The 16633-nt window shown below is 70.5% G+C and carries 11 protein-coding genes and 2 pseudogenes; 6 read left to right on the top strand and 7 right to left on the bottom strand.

Features of this window, described 5'->3' with window-relative positions; genetic code table 11:
* Nucleotides 1-51 precede the first annotated feature (51 nt).
* The 4 genes and pseudogenes from H0524_RS13320 to H0524_RS13305 all read right to left on the bottom strand — a co-directional run bounded on the left by H0524_RS13320 (nucleotide 52) and on the right by H0524_RS13305 (nucleotide 5596).
* Nucleotides 52-1620, bottom strand: coding sequence for an FAD/NAD(P)-binding protein (locus tag H0524_RS13320; RefSeq protein WP_309225097.1), 1569 nt, complete (start codon nucleotides 1618-1620; stop codon nucleotides 52-54).
* A 604-nt stretch (nucleotides 1621-2224) separates the two neighbouring features.
* Entirely contained in the window at nucleotides 2225-3547 is a 1323-nt protein-coding gene (locus tag H0524_RS13315) for an MFS transporter (RefSeq protein WP_180198927.1), read from the bottom strand.
* Nucleotides 3548-3743: 196 nt separating this feature from the next.
* The gene (locus H0524_RS13310) at nucleotides 3744-5255 is read right to left on the bottom strand and encodes an MFS transporter (RefSeq protein WP_180198926.1); all 1512 of its coding nucleotides are present in this window, start codon (nucleotides 5253-5255) and stop codon (nucleotides 3744-3746) included.
* Nucleotides 5256-5301: 46 nt separating this feature from the next.
* Nucleotides 5302-5596: pseudogene (locus H0524_RS13305) on the bottom strand (SIP domain-containing protein).
* Between the two features lie 137 nt (nucleotides 5597-5733).
* Between H0524_RS13305 and H0524_RS13300 the strand changes: the two are divergent.
* From H0524_RS13300 to H0524_RS13290, 3 genes and pseudogenes are all read left to right on the top strand, one after another.
* Nucleotides 5734-6250: pseudogene (locus H0524_RS13300) on the top strand (GNAT family N-acetyltransferase).
* Between the two features lie 78 nt (nucleotides 6251-6328).
* The gene (locus H0524_RS13295; protein WP_255435930.1) at nucleotides 6329-6529 is read left to right on the top strand and encodes a response regulator transcription factor; all 201 of its coding nucleotides are present in this window, start codon (nucleotides 6329-6331) and stop codon (nucleotides 6527-6529) included.
* A 30-nt stretch (nucleotides 6530-6559) separates the two neighbouring features.
* A complete protein-coding gene (locus H0524_RS13290; protein WP_180198925.1) occupies nucleotides 6560-6880 on the top strand; it encodes a hypothetical protein in 321 nt (106 codons plus the stop codon).
* Here H0524_RS13290 and H0524_RS13285 read toward each other — a convergent pair.
* From H0524_RS13285 to H0524_RS13275, 3 genes are all read right to left on the bottom strand, one after another.
* Complete coding sequence (locus tag H0524_RS13285; protein ID WP_180198924.1) at nucleotides 6877-7935, bottom strand: D-alanine--D-alanine ligase family protein; 1059 nt, start codon at nucleotides 7933-7935, stop codon at nucleotides 6877-6879. The two genes, H0524_RS13290 and H0524_RS13285, sit on opposite strands and share 4 nt — an antisense overlap.
* Nucleotides 7935-9083 carry an alanine racemase gene (gene alr, locus H0524_RS13280; protein WP_180198923.1) on the bottom strand — a complete coding sequence of 383 codons (1149 nt, stop codon included), beginning with the start codon at nucleotides 9081-9083 and terminating at the stop codon, nucleotides 7935-7937. Before alr ends, H0524_RS13285 begins: the two co-directional genes overlap by 1 nt.
* An 87-nt stretch (nucleotides 9084-9170) precedes the next feature.
* Nucleotides 9171-10091: a helix-turn-helix transcriptional regulator gene (locus H0524_RS13275; RefSeq protein ID WP_180198939.1), complete on the bottom strand. Its 921-nt coding sequence runs from the start codon at nucleotides 10089-10091 to the stop codon at nucleotides 9171-9173.
* A gap of 679 nt (nucleotides 10092-10770) precedes the next feature.
* On the opposite strand from H0524_RS13275, the gene H0524_RS13270 reads away from it, so the two are divergent.
* From H0524_RS13270 to H0524_RS13260, 3 genes are read left to right on the top strand one after another with little or no spacing between them, the layout of a single operon-like run.
* Nucleotides 10771-12564: a BTAD domain-containing putative transcriptional regulator gene (locus H0524_RS13270; protein ID WP_180198922.1), complete on the top strand. Its 1794-nt coding sequence runs from the start codon at nucleotides 10771-10773 to the stop codon at nucleotides 12562-12564.
* Nucleotides 12561-14741 (top strand): TOMM precursor leader peptide-binding protein, encoded by a 2181-nt coding sequence (locus H0524_RS13265; protein ID WP_180198921.1) that lies wholly within the window; start codon nucleotides 12561-12563, stop codon nucleotides 14739-14741. The genes H0524_RS13270 and H0524_RS13265 overlap by 4 nt, the downstream gene beginning before the upstream one ends.
* Nucleotides 14738-16630 carry a TOMM precursor leader peptide-binding protein gene (locus H0524_RS13260; protein ID WP_180198920.1) on the top strand — a complete coding sequence of 631 codons (1893 nt, stop codon included), beginning with the start codon at nucleotides 14738-14740 and terminating at the stop codon, nucleotides 16628-16630. The genes H0524_RS13265 and H0524_RS13260 overlap by 4 nt, the downstream gene beginning before the upstream one ends.
* The last annotated feature ends 3 nt before the right edge of the window (nucleotides 16631-16633 follow it).

Genomic DNA, 16633 nt, shown 5'->3' with positions numbered 1-16633 from the left:
TGTCCACGATGCAGGTGCAGAGTCCGTTGACCCAGTATCCGCCTCTCCACGTCAGCTACCCTTATCACTGGTGTCACGTGGTGTCCGCCGTATGCGTGCTGCCCGGCGCTGGAGTCGGGCAAGGCTCAGGCGAACGGTGCGGGCGACCCGAAAGGCATTGTCACGGTTGGTCTCGAACGAGTTCGTGTAGAAGTGTGTGCCGAATGTCATTGGGCCGACGAGGTAGAGGTTCGGGCACGCGCTGCCGTCCGTGCCGAGAACCTGACAAGTGTCGAACCGGACCCGCACACCGCCCCGAGGATCGGCCGTGAGTAGACCGCGTCCGATCGCGCCGCGTAGTAATGCGTCGCGTCGACAGGCGATGGTGAGATGCCCACCAGTCGCATCTATGAGGACATCGTAGGCGTGGGTGGATGGACCCGACCGAGTGACGATCCGCCAGCGGAAGGCAGCGCCGGATTCTTCGGGGGCGACGGACGTCAGCCCGCTGCGTACGCTCAGTTGTCCGCTCACCACGGCAGGCAGCAGCGCCCTCGCGTTGACCAATGGCATGCTGTGCCGGTACTCGCTCCAGCGGGCTTGGCAGGTCGTCAGGAACAGCATCTGGTCGCGCTCGTCGATGGCGTGCCAGATGGCGGGGGTGTGCGGCGACAACGAGTTCAGTGCGTCGTACCAGGTGGTCGGGGACTCCGTGGCGGCGACGACCGCGGTCGCGAAGACCTGATTCTCGTCCTGTCGTCGACGGCTTCGCTGACCGGCACGGGAGAACCACTCCCGGGCATCTGGCATCCCGGGGGTGTAGGGTTCGCGCGCCCGGGCATCGAGTCCCTCCGCCAGCGCCCGTGCTGCTGTAATTAGCGGGAGCCGCTGTCGGCCTGCCCGGGTCTCCCGGTTTAACCAGTCGGGATCGAGCAGCGCTGGCTGCTGCTCGGCCGTCGCGCTCTGTACCTTCGGAAACCCCCGCGTTCGCGAATAGCAGGAGATTCGTCCCTGGGATCCTTGTCGGAGTAGTTGGATGCAGATGTCAACGGCACTCAGGCCGCTGCCAACGATGCCCACGTGTGCGATGGGCGAAATCTGCATGAGTTGACGTGTCTCGGCGAGAGATGCAACGAAGTTCTGACGGCCCGCCCAGTGAGCGAGGGCGCCGTGGCGGGACTCCCCAGTAGCCAGGACCACAACGTCGAACGTGCGCTGCACACCGTCGGTACCGGTAATCCGGAACGACCCGCCACTCCGCTCAAGGTCTACTGCCGCGGTTGGCCAGTGCTCGACGGCCACACCGGCTCGTTCGGCCGATACGAATGCCCCGAGGAGGACCTGTTGTAGGTAGCGCCCGAAGAGCCAACGCGGTGGGTACTCCAGGTCGTCGTGGTCGGGTGTGCCCGGTTGGGCGCGCAACCAGTCGCTGAACCCGGTGGGTGCCCGCGGGTTGATGTGCAAACGGTCGGTCCGCATGTTTAGACGGTGCGCTGACTGGAAGGCGTATCCTGATCCTGGCTCTTCCGCGGGGTCGATAGCCGTCAGCCTGACCGGGACTGTCGATTGATTGGTCTGAAGCTCGTTGATGAACTTCCACACAAATGAGGTTCCGGTAGGGCCCAAGCCGATTACAGCCACAGACGCTTCGCCGTTTCTGCTCACCCGCTTTTCTCCCTGCGTTGGTTGCTCAGAATGTATTAGCGTGCCGCGCACGAGCTCGCGGACGTCCAGGTAGGTTTTCTGTGGGTTAGTGCCTCAAGGGGTAGTTACGGATCCGTCGCCTCGGGTTCTTTGGATGATTCGACGAATCGCTGGTGTTGGATCCGACCCCACATTGCATTTATGCACACAATTGGCAGCGTTGCCGGGTTTGATCCCTCTTCAGGATATAAGGCGGGAGTGGTTCGGTCAAGTGCTGAAGCGCTTCTTCCTGTGGTCATCTTCGGGTTCCTGGCGCATATTCCGCAAGTCGGGCCCGTCGATGATTTTGGATGGGTGCCGAGGTGGAGATCGTTCGGGGTTGCATCTGAATCCGGTCGGCCTGCGGTGGAGCGCTTGATCAGCTCGTTCACCTGGTGACGGTCGTGCATTTGATCAGGCAGGAGGCCGGGAGGGGAATTCACACCCGGTCGTGAGGTGTGAAGATCTTCAGTGCGGTGCCGGTGCGTGAGACGTCGGGGGAAGCTCATCCTGATCCGGTGGTAGCCGGTCTTGAGGACTTTCCAGGTCTTGAGCTGGCTGACTATGTGTTGGACGGCGGCGCGGAGCCGTAGGCGGTTCGGTGTCCAACCGAGCTGGCCGAACCGCCACCAGCGGGGACGGGAGGGCGCTCCGGCGTTGGTGTGGATGGGCGGCGGGTCAATACCGCCCATCGGGTCAGCCGTGGGGTGAACAGGCCGGTGACCGCGAACAGCAGCGCCAGCGCGACCCAACCCAGGCGCCCCCCGTCGAGGATCAGCAGGGTCAGCAGAGCGGGCCCCACCGCACCGGCGAGGCCGTTGAGGAGCCCGGCAACGCCCTGGTACTCGCCGACGAATTCCGGTGCGGCCAGGTCGTAGGCCAGCCCGGTGCCACCGACCGCGTGCCACAGGTCCCCGATGGTATAGACCGTGGTCGCGACCAGCAGTAGCGCGATCGTCGGGCCGGCGGGCAGCGTGCTGGTGCCGGCGAGGAGCAGCATCGCCGCGGCCAGCGTCAGGCCAGCCCGGCGCATCGTTCGCGCGGCCGGAGTGGCGGTCTGGGCGCCGCGGCTCAGGCGCACGGCCAGCAGCACTGTCAGCACCGTGTTGGTCACCAGGACCGCCGCCACCAGAACGGTCGGTGCCGCCGTGTGGGACACCACCCAGAGGGGAAGGATCAGGGTGAGGACGACGGAGTGCAGCGAGAGCACCGCTGAGGTGGCACCGACGGTGATGAAGGGGGCATCCCGCAGCGCTGGCCCGAGGCCACGCTTCGGGGCGGCCGGTGCCGACCGGGGCGGGAACGGAGGCAGTCGCATGACCAGCATCGCGGAGAGTGCGAACGTCGCGGCGTTGCCGAGCACCAGCAGCTGGTACGCCGCCCGCGTGTCGGCCACCAGGGCGAGCCCCGCCAGGACCGCGCCGGCACCGGTGCCGAGGTTCGCCACCGCGCGCAGGGTCGCGAAGGCAGATACCCGTCCCTGTGGGCCGCCGACGGCCGCGACCAGGGCGGCGCGAACCGCGAGGTTGCCGGTAGCGAGCAGCGCACTGAGCACCGCGACCACGATGAACGCCGCCACCGAGTCAACCAGCAGGTAGGACGCGGCGACAACGGCCTGTAGCAGCTGCAGGACCGCCCGCAGCGTACGCGGGTCGCGTCGGTCGGCGAGCCGGCCGAACGGCACGCTGGCGATCAGCCCGAGCAGCGCGGCGATCGTGAGACCCACGCCGACCGAGCGGGTGGACAGCCCGACGCTCCGGGTGAGGAACAGTGCCGAACCGGCAACCCAGAGCCCCATCCCCACGGTGTTGGTCAGCGTGGCCCAGGCCAGGGTCCGCAGCGGCCCGGGTGGCGGGATCGGCGAGCTCCCCGGCCAGCGGCTCACCGCCCGGCAACCGTGTGGGTCGGGGCGACCTCCTGGGGAACCATGCACTGAATCTAGGGTCGATCGGCTCCGGCCGGGTGCCGACGACCTGCGACGCCGATCACAGTGGATCTATCGGGAGTGCTGCGGGAACCGGGAGCCCGACCACGTCGGCAGCGGAGGCTCCGCCGCGGGTGGAGATGCGGTCGGCGCGGTGTCAGCCGCGGGCGGCGATGCGGTCGGCGCGGTGCAGCAGCGCGGCGGCGACGAGGCCACCGACCAGGACGGCCACCGCTCCCACCGTCTGGCCGGTACGCAACGCGTCGGCGAAGGCGGCGGTGACCGCCGCCCGGTCCGGGCCCGCCGCGGCCAGGGCCGCGGGGAAGGAGCCGGCGCCGGCCAGCGCGGCGGGCAACAGCGCGGCGAAGCGGGCGTTGAGCACCGCGCCCAGCACGGCGATGCCGAGGCTGCTGCCAACCTCGGTCATGGTGCCGTCGACGCCGGCTCCGGCGCCCGCCTTGTCCGTGGGGATCGCGCTCATCACCGCCTCAACGATGGCCGGGTTCGCCAGCGCGCAGCCCGTACCCATGATGAGCAGCCCGGCCAGCAGCGTGCCGTAGCCCTCGGCGGGCACGTGGGTAACCAGCGCCAGTCCGCCGGCGAGCAGGGTCATTCCGGTGGCGATGGCGGCCGGTAGCCCGAGCCGGCGGTTTATCCGCGTGGCGATACCGCCAACGTTGAGCACCACGATGGAGAGTGCGAACGGCACCATCCGTAGCCCGGCCTCCCAGGCCGGGTAGCCGCGGACGAACTGCAGGTGCTGGGTGAGCAGGAAGAGCGCACCGGTGGCGCCGAACGTGATCAGCACGACGCCGCAGACCGCGCCGACGAAGCGGCGGTTCCGGAAGAAGTGCATGTCCAGCATCGGGTGGGCGACCCGCTGCTCCCAGCGGACGAAGAGCACCAGCAGCAGCACGCCGGCACTGCCCGCGCCGAGTACCTTCGTCGAGGCCCACCCGAGCTCCGGACCGGAGATGATCGCCCAGACGATCGCGGTCAGGCCGACGGTGGAGAGCGCCACGCCGACCAGGTCGAGGCGGCCGCTGGCAGGATTGCGTGATTCCGGGATCAGCGCCCGGCCGGCGAGCAGGCAGACCAGCACGATGGGGATGTTCATCAGGAAGATCGCGCCCCAGGGCAGGTGGGCGAGGACGATTCCACCGATCGGTGGTCCGGCGGCGAAGCCCAGCGCGCTGGTCGCCGCCCAGATCCCGATCGCCCGAGACCGCTCGGCGGAGTCGAAGATCTGCATGGCGATGGCGAGGGTGGCGGTGACCAGCAGCGCGCCCCCCACGCCCATTCCGGCCCGGGCGGCGATCAACTGCTCGGAGGTGCCGGCGAGGCCCGCCGCCAGCGAGCCCACGCCGAACAGCACCAGCCCGACCAGCAGCATCCGCCGTCGTCCGTACCGGTCCACGGCACTGCCCGCGCTGAGCAGCAGTCCAGACAGCACCAACGCGTACGCGTTGATCATCCACTGCACGTCGGCGGTGCCGGCGCCGAGCTCCACCGTGAGTACCGGAACCGCCACCGTCAACACGGTGTTGTCCAGGACGACGACGAGTTGGGTCAGGCAGAGGACCGCGAGAATCAGCCAGCGGTGCGGTACCTTGCCGCCAGCGACAGAGGGGCCGACCGACGTGGTCGCGGTCGCTGAAGCGCCGCTCATCGCGTCGCGGTTTCGTCGTGCGTGGTCCGGCTGCCGAGTCGGTTCATCAGGCGGCCCGCCAGTAGCCGAGGGAGGTGAGCTGGTCTTTGCCGACGCAGAGTGTCCGCCGTACGTGCCGGGTGATGCGGCGGGTGCTGGCCGCCTCGCAGCCCACCCAGTAGTGCGCGGTCCCAGAGCCGGATCCACATCGTCGGGTGTATGCCGCACGCCGCCAGGAGCCCACCGTCGTCGAGGAGCAGCCGCTGGTAGCGCCCGGCGACCGACTCGGTGCGCAACACGGTGAGCCGGAAGTCCCGACCGCCCATGGCGCGGAGGACCAGGCCCTCCCAGTTCCGTTTCACAGCGCCTCCAGCTAAGGTCAGCCTAAGTTAGGAGAGGTTAACCTAAGCGGAAGCTCCGATGGTACCGCTCCCTGCCCGCCGGACTCCAAGCTGCTGACCCGATTTCCGCCCGGGCGCCGAACGAAAGGCGGTATTACATGATTTATCAGGAGCAAATCCCCGACCTCGGTGCACTGACGCTGGAGTCGGTCTGCCCCGACCGGCACGCCGAACTGCTGCACGGCTGGCTGACCATGCCCCGGAACCGGTTCTGGGGCATGGGGTCGCACCCGCTCGAACAGGTGCGGTAGACCTATGCGTTCCTCGACGGGTTGGACACCCACCATGCGTACCTGATTCTGCTGAACGGTGAGCCGGTCGGACTGTTCCAGGGCTACCGGCCGGAGGCGGACCCGGTGGGGGAGCGCTATCCGGCGCTACCTACGCGGACTCACCGTGGCGGTAGGCCCCGCGCTGGCCCGGTTTCTGCTGCGAGATCCGACCACCCGGCGCATCGTGGTGGAGCCGGACGTGCGCAACCAGGCCGCGCTGCGCCGGCTACGGATCGAAGGGTTCACCTTCGCCGCGGAGATCGACATGCCCGACAAGCGGGCCCAATTGGCCTTCCTGACCCGAGCCCGGTTTGAAGCCGACCATCCGACTCCGATGGGATAGCGATATCGGCCGTCGCGTGTTGGATCAGGTCGCCCCACACGCGACACCAACTCGGTCGAGGGTTCGACACTAGGCGACATGCCCCGCGTTCTGCTGATCGAAGACCATCAAACGGTGCGCGATGGACTGCAGCTGGCGTTGACCCGGCAGGGCCACACGGTGGACGCGGTGGCGACCGGCGAGCAGGGGCTGGCCCACCTGCACGAGGACGCCTGCGATGTCGTCCTCCTCGACCTTATGCTGCCGGGGATGGACGGGTTCGAGGTCTGTCAGCGGTAGCTATTTCCAGGCGACCTACCCCCCGCCGAGGTGCTTCGGCTCCTGGCGGCGGGCCCAGCGGCGCACGAACGTCGCGAGGGGTTCACGAGCGAGGTGCCCGCCGACGCCGTTCCGGCCGAGGTCGTCCCGAGCACCGACGGTGCCCACCTCGTGGTGACATTGTCGAGCCCGGTGACCACGTTGTCAGTGACCGCCGTCCAACAGATTGTCTGCACTGTGGACCTCGCGGCGGCAAGCCCCGGGCAGGTCGCCACGGTCACCCTGCACGACTCCGACGGCCACCTGAGCCCCCAGTCCTGTCCCAACTATCCGGGCCAGCTGACCGGGTACCCCAACCCGGCCGGCTCCTAGCCGGTCCGGCCCGGCCCGGTGGTGACGCCGAGGGGACCGGGCCGTGGAGTTGGCGTGCGGCGGGTCATCCCGGCTGGTGCCGACCGACCGTAGTCGGTCAACGCGCCGCGGATCAGGACGTCGAGCAGGGCTGGGAACTCGATTCCGGCCCGCTGCCAGATCTGTGGGTACTGCGACATGCGGGTGAACCCGGGGAAGGTGTTGACCTCGTTGACGATGGGCTCGGTGGATCCGTTCGTCGGCAGGAAGAGATCGACCCGGAGTAGCCCACGGCAGTCGAGGGCGTGGAAGGCGCGTACCGCCCGGCGCTGGAGCAGCTCGGTGGTGGCGGAGTCGAGCCGGGCGGGAATGTCGAAGACCGCACCGTCCTCGTATTTCGCGCCGTAGTCGAAGAAATCGGCGTCAGTCACGTTTATCTCCAAGGGGGGACCGGCCTCCACCCGGCCGTCGGGATGCTGCAGCACGGCCACGTCGATCTCGCGTCCACCGGCCGCCTGCTCGACCACGACCTTCGGATCGGCTGTCCGTGCCCAGGCCAGTGCGGCGGGAAGGCGCGACCAGTCGTCCACCCGCGTGACGCCGAGGCTGGACCCGGAGCGGGCCGGCTTCACGAAGACCGGCAGGCCCAGCCGCTGCCGGTCGGCCGGGGCGAGACCGTCACCGGGGCGCAGGGTTACGCCGGGGCTAACCCGCAGGCCCTCGGCGCTGAGCAGTTTCTTGGTGGTGGCCTTGTCCATGCCGGCGGCGCTGGCGAAGACCCCGTTGCCGACGTACGGGGTGCCGAGCCACTCCAGCAGTGACGCGACGGTGCCGTCCTCACCGTACGGACCGTGCAGCGCAGGGAACACCACGTCCTGGGCGTCCAGCGCGCGCAGGGCCGTGGTGAGCGGCGCGGCTTGGCCGTCGACCCGCCAGCCGCCGTCCCAGCCGATGAACACCTCGGTGACCTGGTATTGGTCCCGGTCCAGCGCGGCGAGGATGCTCTCCGCCGAGTGGCAGGACACCTTGTGTTCGTTGCTCTGCCCACCGTAGAGGACCGCCAGTCGCGTACTCATCAGATCATCACCATCTCGTGCAGGTACTCGCGGGCCACCCGGGCCCCGATTCCGGTCAGGATCTCGTTGGGGTTGGTGCCCGCCCATCCCGCCCACTCGGCGACCGTCGGTTGGTCGCCCTGCGCGGGGCCGAAGACCACGACCGGGTCGCCGATCGTCACGGGAAGGTCGCCGGCGTCAACCACGCACTGATCCATGGCGATGCGCCCGACGACCGGGCAGCGCCGGCCGGCGAGCCACACCGCGGCGCGGCCCTCGGCGGTCCGGGGCAGGCCGTCGGCGTAGCCGAGCGGCACCAGTGCCAGCGTGGTTCTCTTCGTGGTCACATGACTCAGTCCATACGAGACGCCGGTGCCGGCGGGCACCCGCTTCACGTTGACGACGCTCGTGCGCAGCGTCATCGCCGGGTGTAGCCCGAACCTGTCGGGCCCGCTCCCACCGAATGGATCGACGCCGTACAGGGCCAGCCCGATCCGGCAGAGGTCGAAGCGGGACGTCGGGGCGGACAGCGCGGCCGCCGAGTTCGCCAGGTGCGCGAGGTCGGGCTGGAGGCCAGCGTCCCGGGCGATCCCGAGTACCTCCTCGAACCGTGCCACCTGCCGCCGTAGCACCGGGCTCCCCGGAATGTCCGCGTCGGCGAGGTGGGACCACACTCCGCGGACCCGGACGCTGCCCTCCACCTCGTAGCTGCGGGCCCGGTCGACCAACTCCGCCCAGTGCTCCCCGCCGGCCCCATTGCGGGACAGTCCGGTGTCCGCCTTCAGCTGCACCATCGCCGGCACGCCCAACCGGTGCGCCGCCTCGGCGGTCGCGCGTAGGTGGGTCGGTGTCGACACGCCCACATCGACGTCGGCGGCGACCAACGCGTCGAACTCGTCGTCGGGCCGGTGCAACCAGCTGAGCGTGGGGGCGCTGATGCCGGCCCGGCGCAGGGCCAGCGCCTCGGATGCCGAGGTCACCCCGAGCCAGGCGGCGCCGGCGTCCAACGCTGCCCGGGCCACCATCGCCGCGCCGTGACCGAAGGCGTCCGCCTTCACCACCGCCATCAACGGGGTACGCGTCACGCCTGCGATCGCCCGCACGTTGCTGGCGACCGCCGCCAGGTCGACCTCGGCCTTGGCCAGCGCGCGTACCGCGTCTTGGATCATGCGGCTGACGTTGTCACCCGGATATCAGCGGATGGTCCGCGATGTGTCACGAGCCGGTAATGGACGCAGGTCCACCCCGCGGCGGGGTCAGATCCAGCGGCGCAGTGCCACCTCCACGCCGGCCTGGAATCGACTCTTCGCGTCGAGGCGTCGCATCAGGTCGTGGACGGTGCGACGGACCGTCCGCTCGGAAAGTTGGAGTTGGCGGCCGATGGCCTCGTCGGTACGCCCTTGCCGGAGTAGCCGGAGGATGGCAACGGTCTGGTCCGTCAGGCCGTCCCTGTCGGCCGTGGCCGACCGCGGAAATTCTCTGCTCTTCTCCCAGAGCAGGTCGAAGAGGAGGCACAGTGTGGAGACCAGGGAGCTACCGCGGATCTCCAACGCGCCCCGGCTGGGTCGTGGCCCGATCGGGATGAGGGCGAACTGCCGGTCGACCAGGGTCATCCGAATCGGGGCCTCGGACATCACCCGACTCTCCTCGCCCTGCTCCGCCATCAGCTCGGCGTACGCCCGGGACCCGGCATCGTCCAGTGTGCTTTCCTGGTATATGTGGCGGATCGTCACCCCGCGGGAGAGGGCGATCCGGGTCAGCGTCTTGGCGGTCTCGATGCTTCCCGGTGGCATCGCCCGGCCGGTGGTCAGCGTCATGATGCTCTCGGACGCGGTGCAGGCGTGCTCGGTCAGGCGTTCCCACACGGTGTCGGTTCCCTCCAGCCGCACGACTTCCTCCCGCCCGCGGTGGGTGTCGTGGCTGGCAGCGTTGGCGAGTACCGAGGCCCGGGCCGCCAGGAGCTTCGCCTGCTGGGTGATCGTCTGCTGCTCGGCCTGGTGTAGCAGGGCGAGCAGGCCGAGGCGCAGGCTCACCGAGCGCAGACTGCCTTCCTGGTGGGGGGACGGCGGGATGATGGCCTGGTCGGCCAGGGCGGAGAAGGCATCGCGGATGACCGCCTCCGGTACGTCCAGGGTGGTGGCGAGTTCATCGACGTTCCAGGTCGGGTGCTCCACCATCGCCCAGTAGACGGCTTCGATTCCCGCCGATATGCCTAGCCTGTCGAGCAAGGTTGCCTCCACCAGTTCTACCGGGTGTTCACATTAGTGAAATCTGCCCCCTCCGCAAGGTTCCGATATTGAGGCGCGCCTTTGGTTGGTGTCGAGCGACCCTCGCGGTGCGACCCGTGCCCCAGGCCGGCCGGCGTCCGGTGCCCCGGGTCGCTCCGGAGATTCGGCCCGGTGCCGTCCTCCCTCCCCGCGCCCGGGCGTCACGGTCGCCCGGGCCAGCCCATCGGCCCTGGCTGCTCCGGGCGTTGCCGGAACCGGCCACGGCCGGTTCCGGCAACGCCCGGGGTGCTGACGCGGGCGACGCCGGAACCGCACGATGATCGCAGCGGCGTTGCCAGGGGACAGGTGGCAGCTGAGGGGAGGTGCCCGATGCGTACCGGGCAGATATGGATAGTCGACACATTTGTGAAAACAGCGGTGCGCGAATCGCGAATCCGATTAGGGGAACGGGCCGCGAGGCCACTACATCGCCCTGCCCACCCGAATTCCCGAATTTGCTCCAGATCTCGCAGTATCGCCGCAAATGCCGGGCGGCCTCCGACCACATCGGGCAGCGGGGGGCGATCGAACGCAGCACATCGTGCCGCCGCAGGGGTGAGCGAGTGCCGGGCGTCCGCGTGGACGGGAGATGGCGATGGAGTCTGTTGCGGTGCGCCCATCCGGCGGTGACCCACCAGCCCGACCGGCGGTGTTCCGGGTGCTCGGCCCGTTGACCCTCAGCAGCGGTGGGGACACGCTGGTTCTGCCACCGTCGAAGGTGACCTCGTTGCTCGCCGCGCTGTTGTTGCACCCCGACGAGGTGATCTCGGTCAGCACGCTGCAGCAGGCGGTGTGGGGAGACGCGCAGCCCGCCTCGGCCAAGGCCGCGTTGCAGACCTGCACGCTGCGGCTGCGGCAACTCTTCCACCGCCACGGCATCACCGGCAGCGTGATCAGGACGGTGCCGGGTGGCTACCGGATCACCGCCAGCGCCGCCACCGTCGACCTGATGCGCTTCCGCGAACTGATCGGCCACACCCGCGAGGCCACCGAGCCAGAGGCCGAACTGGCCAGGCTGGAGGAGGCGCTCGCGCTGTGGAGTGACCCGATGCTGGCCAACGTGCCATCAGAGACGCTGCACCGGGACGTCGTACCCCGGATCAGCGAGGAGCGGGTTCGGGCGATCGAGCGGGTGTGCGATCTGAAGATCAGCCTCGGCCGGGACCGCTCCGCGCTCGTGGACCTCTGGACCGCCAACCGCGCGTACCCGGCGAACGAGCGCTTCTCCGCGCAACTCGCCTCGGTGCTCTACCGCACCGGTCGGCAGGCGGACGCCCTGGCCGAACTGCGCCGGATCCGGGAACATCTGCGCCACGAACTCGGCATCGCTCCGGGCCCGACCCTGCGTGCGCTGGAGCTGACCATTCTGCGGGGCGAAGCCTCCACTCCGGTCGCCCCGGCGGGCGGATCCGCCATCGCGGTGCCCCGGCGTGCGGTCGTGTCCAGCCTGGTCGGTCGAGAGGCGCTCGGCGAGACCATCGCCGACCGCCTCCGCGCGGACTGCCCGATCGTGGTGCTCACCGGCCCACCCGGCGTCGGCAAGACCGCGCTGGCGCAGCACGTTGGGCAGCTCGTAGCCCCCCAGTTCCCCGGCGGCCAACTCCGGGTGCCGGCGGGCCCCGCATCGCTGCAGGACGCCCAGGGGCAGGCCCTCACCCCGCTCGACCATGGTCACGGTACCCGGGTGGGCAGACGACTGCTGATCGCCGACGACGTGGTCAACGGCAGTCACCTACGAGCCATGCCGGCCCTGCTGGCACCGGGCGACGCGCTGTTGCTGACCAGTCGGCAGAGCCTTTCTGGTCCCGTTACCCGACTCGGCGGCTGGCTGCACCGGGTGGAGCCGCTCGACCCCGGCGACTCGCTCCAGTTGCTCCGTTCCGTGCTGGGACCCGAGCAGGTCGATGCCGACCCAGAGAGTGCCGCGGAGATCGCGGTGCTCTGTGACCACCTGCCACTCGCGCTGCGCATCGCCGCCACCCGCATCCTGCTGCGCACCCGGACCGGACTCGCGGCGGCCGTGGAGTGGCTGCGGGTGGACCCGCTGAGCCGGCTGAGTCTGCCCGGCGAACCGGACATGTCACTCGGCCACCGCTTCGACGAGGCCCTGTCCCGAGCCGGCGAAACACTGGCGGCGGCCTTCGTCCGGCTGGCCACCGCGGCCCCCACCGCCAGCACCGCCGCAGCGGCCGCGGAGCTGCTCGACGTTGACCCGGCCACGGCTCACGACCTGCTCGACGGGCTGGTGGACCACAGTCTGGTCGAGGAGGCCGCGGAGCACTACTGGATACGAGCCCTACTGCGGCGACACGCCCAGCTGGTGGCCCAACGGCACGCCCCCCACTCCGGCCCACCGCACCGAGCGAAGGGACCCCTGCGATGAGCACTGCCTACGACACGGTGGCGCAGACCCGGCCGCGGGTGCGCCACGACGTGCTGTTCACCCGGACCGAGGACGGAGTGGTGTTCCACAACGCCACCAGCGGCTTCCGGCTCTCCTCCGCGACCGCGTACCGGCTGGCGTCGTTGCTCGTCCCGCATCTGAACGGGCGTCACCAGGTCGCGGAGATCTGTGCCCGGCTGCCGGCCGGGCAGCGGGCCATGATCGGTGAACTGGTGACCGCTCTCTACGCGCGCGGCTTCGCCCGGGACGTCCCCGAGACCGAGGTCGACCCGACCACGATTCTGGGCCCGGCGGTGGCCGCGCACTTCGCCACCCAGGTCGCCTATCTCGACCACTACACCGACCGGGCGCCGCAACGCTTCGCCACCTTCCGGAACACCTCGGTCGCGGTACTGGGCGCCGGTCCGGTCGCCACCGCCTGCGCCACCGGGCTCCTGCGCAACGGCGCCGCCACGGTGACCAGCTCGTCGGCGGTCGTGTGGCGGCTCACCCCGGAAATGGCTCAGCTGAGCGCCGCGGGCTGCGCGGCGACAGCCGTGCCGCTACCCGACGTGGGGGTCGAGGTCGGCTGGTCCGAGCTCGCCGCGGCGGAGATCGTGGTGGTGGCCGCCGGTCCCGACGCCCCCCGCGACACCCTGCGGCTACTCGCGGCCGGAATTCCCCCCGGCCGGCTCCTGCTGCCCGCCTGGGTCGCCGGCGGGCGGATGCTGGTCGGCCCGGTCCAGGGTGCCGGCCGGACCGGATGCTGGTGCTGCGCCATGCTGCGGCTCGCCGACAACGACGAGACCGGTGGCGCCGGGCGGGTGTGGCAGGCGGCGGCGTTGCCGTCCGGGGCCGCGCCAGCCGCCGCCGAGCCGGACGGACCCCTCGCGGCGATGATCGGCAACCTGCTGGCGTACGAGGTGTTCCGGCTGACCACCGGCGCGCTGCCCGCCGAAACCGACGGGAGTGTGATCGTGCAGCACCTCGCCGCACTCGACGTGCTGACCGAGCGACTGCTCCCGCACCCCCGGTGCGCATTCTGCCGGCCGGCCCCGCCCGAACCGGCCTGGGTCACCGGTGGGCTGGACGACGCCCCCGTCGAGGCCGGAACCGCGGCCGACCCGGCCGCCGAGGCACCGGAGGCGCTCGCCCGGCTCCAGGCCCACCAGCCGCTACTCCAGCCACATCTGGGGGTGTTCCGCCGTTACGACGACGAGCGTTGGGACCAGACCCCGGTCAAGGTCGGCGCGGTCGAGCTCACCGACGGCGGCGGCCAGCGTCGTACGGTGGCTGCCTTCGATGTCCACCACGTCGCCGCCGCCCGGTTGCGGGCACTACGGATCGCGGCCGTCGTCACCACCAGCAGGATCGCGGCTGCCGCCCCCGCCTCCCGCGACCTCCCGCGGGTCGATGCCACCCGGCTCGGCCTCGCCTCGGGCTGGGATGCCGCCGAGCCGGACGCGTGGGCCACCGCCCGGTCGCTGTTCACCCGCGAGGCGGTGGCGGTGCCGACGTCCGTGCTGGAGCCGTTTGGGGCGGCCAACCGCGGGCACGGTGCCGAACCGACCAGCGCCGGCGGGGGAGCGGGCGAGGACCTCACCGAGGCCGTCCGGGCGGGCCTCGCCTCGGCGCTCGCCGGACAGCGGCTACGACAGGTCGTCCTCGGCCAGGAGACCGTCCAAAAGGTTCGCTCTGCGACCATCGGCGGCACCCCCGAGCTGCTCTTTCTCACCAGGTCGACGGCGAACCTGGGCATCACCATGGACCTGCTCGACCTCGGCGGACAGCGCGATACCGGAGTGGCGGTGCTGCTGGCCCGCTCCTTCGACCCCGACCGCGGCCAGTGGACGTACGCACTCACCGCCGACCCGGACTGGACGACGGCGGCCGCGGCGGCGCTACGCGACGTGCTCGGTCAGGCCCAACTGCGGGCGCAGGACCCCGAGCTGGTACCGGACACCGGCGACCCGGTGCTGGTGGACTTCGACGCCGGCACGGTGCCGGTGCACGGTGAGGTGGACGCCGCCGGGGTCGGTAGCCGCTGGGCCGACGTGCTCCAGCGGCTACCGGACCTCGGCTACGACGTGCTGGTGGCACCCGTCGGTGGTGCCGACCTGGCCGCGGGCGGGCTGGTGGCGGTCCGGGTGCTGCTGGCCGCCGGAGGCGACCGATGAGCGTCGGTGCGGCCGCGACCGATGACCTGGTCTGTGCCGGGCTGACCCGGCTGCTCGCCGAGCGGGGCTGCGCCGCGGAGGTGGTCGCGCTGGGGGTGCGGGACGAACTCCGCGCGACCGTCCGCCCGGAGCGCGGACCGCGGCTGCTGCTCTACGGGCAGCTGGCACTCATCGCACCGGTGCCGCCGGCAGCAGCCTGTGCGACCTGCCTCGCGCGGCGCTGGCAGGCGGTGCGCCACCGCGACCTGCGCGACGCGGTGGAGTTGGGCGGTGACACGGCCGCGGTGGGGCCCTGGCCGTACGCGACCCCGCTCATCGCGGACTTCCTGCACGCGCTGATCGCGGCGCGGGGCATCGCCGAGACCGGACCGGCCAGCACCGGGGCGGGTACGCCGAGCACGGTGTTTCAGGTCGACCTGTCGACCCTGCGGGTGCAGCAGGTGCCACTGCTGCCCGACCCCGAGTGCCCGGGCTGCGGCACCATGGTCGCCGACGCTCCGGAACTGGCGACGATCGAGCTGCCCGCCACCCCGAAGTCGGAGTCAGACCCGTTTCGTGGCCGGGACCTGGATGACTACCCGTTGAACGTCACGGCCTTCGCCAACCCGGTGTGCGGGGCGCTCGGCGGCGGCCTGTGGCAGGACGTGACCTCGCTCTCCACCTCCCCGGCGGTCGGCTCGTTCACCCTGCGTTGTGGCCGCTTCCTACGGGAGACGCTCTACGGTGGGCACGCCGACGGCTACCGACGCAGCGCCCGGATCGCGGTGTTGGAAGGGATGGAACGCGCCGCCGGCCTGCGCCCGCGGGGCAAACGCACCACGGTCACCGCGACCCTGCGGGAGTTGGGCGACGACGCCCTGGACCCACGCGAGTGTGGGCTCTACCCCGACACTGTCTACCAGGCCAATCCGTACCTGCACCGGTTCGACGTGGACCGGCCGATCACGTGGGTCTGGGGCTGGTCCCTGCGGGACCAGCGCACGCTGCTGGTGCCGGAGGTGCTCGCCTACTACCACGCGGCGAGTGTCGAGGAGCGTTTCGTCCAGGAGACCTCGAACGGCTGCGCCTCCGGCGGATCCATGGTGGAGGCGATCTACCACGGCCTGATGGAGGCGATCGAGCGCGACGCCTTCCTGCTGACCTGGTACGGCGGCCGGTCCCTACCGGAGCTCGACCCGGCCAGCATCGACCGGCCACGGACCCGGATGATGGTCGACCGGCTGGCGATGTACGGCTATCGGGCCCGGTTCTTCGACACCCGGACCACCTTCGACATCCCGGTGGTGACCGCGGTGGCCGTCCGCGAGGACGGCGGTCTCGGTACCCTCGCCTTCGGTGGCGGGGCGAGCCTCGACCCGCAGGCCGCGATCACCGCGGCGCTCTGCGAGATCGCCACCGACTCGGTGATGGTGCGAGTTCGCGCCCGCGCCGACGAGGCCCGGTTGCGTCCGATGACGACCGACTTCTCCCGGGTGCAGGGCCTGCACGACCACCCGCTGCTCTACGGCCTGCCGGAGATGGCGCGACACGCCGCCTTCCTGCTCGATCACGGCACCGCACCCGTCTCGATGTCCCAGCTGTACGAGCGGGATCGGCCCGCCCCACCGGTCACCCCCGATCTCCGCGACGACCTCGAACACTGCCTGAAGCAGGTGACCGCGCAGGGCTTCGACGTGATCGCCGTGGACCAGACCACCCCCGAGCAGCGCGAGCTGGGCCTGACGACGGTGAGTGTGCTCGTCCCGGGACTCCTGCCGATCGACTTCGGCTGGCTGCGCCAGCGTGCCCCGCACGCGCGGCGGCTGCGGACCGCGTTCCGCGCCGCCGGGCTTCTCGACCGCGACCTGCGCGACGACGAAATCCACTCCGTTCCCCACCCGTTTCCGTGAGGT

This window comes from Salinispora sp. H7-4, from assembly GCF_013416675.1.
Taxonomy (GTDB): domain Bacteria; phylum Actinomycetota; class Actinomycetes; order Mycobacteriales; family Micromonosporaceae; genus Micromonospora; species Micromonospora vitiensis.
The sequence above is the reverse complement of the archived record's forward strand: the minus strand, read 5'-3'. Positions and strand labels throughout refer to the sequence as shown.

Coding starts and splice junctions, on each gene's coding strand:
- H0524_RS13310 (WP_180198926.1), bottom strand. CDS start 5,255: ATGAGCGGCGCTTCAGCGACCGCGACCACGTCGGTCGGCCCCTCTGTC.
- H0524_RS13295 (WP_255435930.1), top strand. CDS start 6,329: ATGCCCCGCGTTCTGCTGATCGAAGACCATCAAACGGTGCGCGATGGA.
- H0524_RS13285 (WP_180198924.1), bottom strand. CDS start 7,935: ATGAGTACGCGACTGGCGGTCCTCTACGGTGGGCAGAGCAACGAACAC.
- alr (WP_180198923.1), bottom strand. CDS start 9,083: ATGATCCAAGACGCGGTACGCGCGCTGGCCAAGGCCGAGGTCGACCTG.
- H0524_RS13275 (WP_180198939.1), bottom strand. CDS start 10,091: ATGGTGGAGCACCCGACCTGGAACGTCGATGAACTCGCCACCACCCTG.
- H0524_RS13270 (WP_180198922.1), top strand. CDS start 10,771: ATGGCGATGGAGTCTGTTGCGGTGCGCCCATCCGGCGGTGACCCACCA.
- H0524_RS13265 (WP_180198921.1), top strand. CDS start 12,561: ATGAGCACTGCCTACGACACGGTGGCGCAGACCCGGCCGCGGGTGCGC.
- H0524_RS13260 (WP_180198920.1), top strand. CDS start 14,738: ATGAGCGTCGGTGCGGCCGCGACCGATGACCTGGTCTGTGCCGGGCTG.